Consider the following 2,140-nt stretch of genomic DNA (forward strand, 5'->3'; position numbering starts at 1 on the left):
CTTGCCGGAGGCGGAGGGGTCCGCGCCGCTGAGTCCGGCGAAGGCCTCGCGCAGGGCGGCCATCCGGGTGCCGCGCATCGAGCCGGAGAAGTCGAGCAGGAAGACCACCTGGCTCGTGGTGCGACGGCCGGGGTCACCGTAGTCCGCCAACAGGGCTCCGAGGACGCCGGGCCGGTCGGGGTAGAAGAGCGCGTTGCCGACCGGTTCGCGCAGCGGTGCGTCCCGGGTGACCGTCGTGTTCACGGGGCGGCGCAGCGTGTGCCGCATGATCCGCCGCTGCACCGAGTCGCGCAGCAGCCACTGCGTGACCTTGTCGTACGCGGTGCGGTGGGCCGGGTCGAGCAGGAGCAGCGGGAAGTCCGCCAGAACCATGCCGTCTTCGGGGCGGACGACCTCCAGGCGGTCGTGGAGGCGGTCGGTGGCGTTGAGGGCGAGCAGATCGGACTCGTAGGTGATCAGGGCGTCGGTCCCGTCCTGGTGGTCGGTGTAGGAGTCGACGAGGGCGGGCCCGGTGCCGGCGGTGAGGGTCTGGCCGGAGCGGAAGCCGCGCAGCCGGTCGCAGGAGACGTCCTCGGGGCGCAGCGCGGCTCCGGTGCCGGCCGCGGCGGTGGCGACACCGACGAGGGCGGCGAGCCCGCTGCCGGCGTGCCGCGGGTCGGCCATGCCGAAGCGGAGGGTGCCGGTGGCGGCGGCGTCCGCGATGTCCGCCCAGGTGAGCCGGCCGCCGGGCACCTGGGTGCGAAGCTTCCGTGCCACGTCCGGCTTCAGGCCGATGACGACGGGGGAGGTCATGGTGGGGGTGCGCTGCAGTCCCCGGACCGCGGTCTTGCCGGTGAGCCGCAGATAGCTGTCGGAGGACAGCCATGCGAGGTCGTACCTGTCGCGGTCCAGGGTCTTCGTCTCGGCGTCGGTCCGGTGATCCAGGCGCAGGTCGACGCCGGTCTCGTCCTTCAGGTCGCCCAGCAACGGGGCCAGTACGGCGAGATCGGGACTGGCGAGCACGCGCAGCCGGACCGTTTCGCCGCCGTCGCCCGAGCAGGCGGTGAGCAAGGTGGTGACGAGGGCCAGGCAGAGCGCGAGCGAGCCCGCACCGCGCCTCACGGGCTGCCCGTCCGGCCCGGGCAGTCGCCGACGATCTCGATCATCTTCTCCAGCAGGGGCAGGCTGGGCAGGACCGCCCGGGTGTCGTCGGAGGAGGTGGTGGGCACCGGGATATGCCGCTCGGTGAGGAAACGGGTGAGCTCGTCGCTGGTCGCGCCGCTGGTGGCGTTGCGCGCCCGAAAGCCCAGCTCCATGGCGCGGTGCTGGAGTTCGCGGTCCTCACTGACCAGTTCGCCGAGCCGGGCGCCGTCGCCGTTCAGCGCGACGAGCTGGGGTTCGGTGACGAAGCGTGTGGACGGGTAGAGCAGGACGCGCTCGTTGTCGATCGTGTCCTTCTCGGCCTCGTACCGGATCTGGTGGGCGAGGAACTGGTGCTCGTAGATCACCGAGACGGGGGCGATGCTCTGCCCGTCGGGGGACAGATACGTTTCGGCCCGTTCGGAGGACGGCAGGCCCTGCTCGACGAGGAGCGGCTTGATCTTCCGGGCGAGCTGCTCGGCCTCGGCCGCGCTGTCCGGCGCGTCGTTCCCGTGCTCGACGAAGGCCACGAGCCCGAGGTAGGTGCCGGCGGAGTTGGACTCGCAGATGTCCGAGGTCTGGGCAAGGATCTTGTTGCCGTTGCGGACGTGGTCGTTGTGGTCGATCTCGTCCCAGCGGTAGCCGTTCTCGGGGTCGCGCTGGAGGCCCTTCCTCCTGCCGTGCGCGAGATCGAGGAACTGCCGCATGTCGAGGGTGTAGTACATCGGCCGGCCATCCGGGCCCGGCAGGCGTTTCGCGACGCCTTCCGCCGTGAGCACCTCGGCGTAGTCCCGGTAGGTGGCCAGCACGATGGGGCTGACGAACGGGCGGTACAGCAGCACCGGACGGTTCGCCCGGGCGCGCTCCCGGCTGATCAGGTCGGCGGCCGGCTGGCCGGAGGGGAAGACGACGTCGTATCCCTCGTAGTCCTGCTTGGCGATCTCACGCGAGCCCATGTTGGTGATGTGCACGCGAAAGCCGTGCTTCATCAGCAGCCGCTCGACCACAGGGTCCTGGAAGA

At 71.1% G+C, this 2,140-nt stretch carries 2 protein-coding genes; both read right to left on the reverse strand.

Annotated features, from left to right (window positions below; all coding sequences use genetic code 11):
- On the reverse strand, positions 1-1,101 hold a 1,101-nt coding region (locus VN520_RS17705; RefSeq protein ID WP_325747897.1), incomplete at its 3' end, for a substrate-binding domain-containing protein.
- On the reverse strand, positions 1,098-2,140 hold a 1,043-nt coding region (locus VN520_RS17710; RefSeq protein WP_325747898.1), incomplete at its 5' end, for a hypothetical protein. The genes VN520_RS17710 and VN520_RS17705, both read right to left, overlap by 4 nt.

This window comes from Streptomyces sp. (genome assembly GCF_035563135.1).
GTDB lineage: Bacteria > Actinomycetota > Actinomycetes > Streptomycetales > Streptomycetaceae > Streptomyces.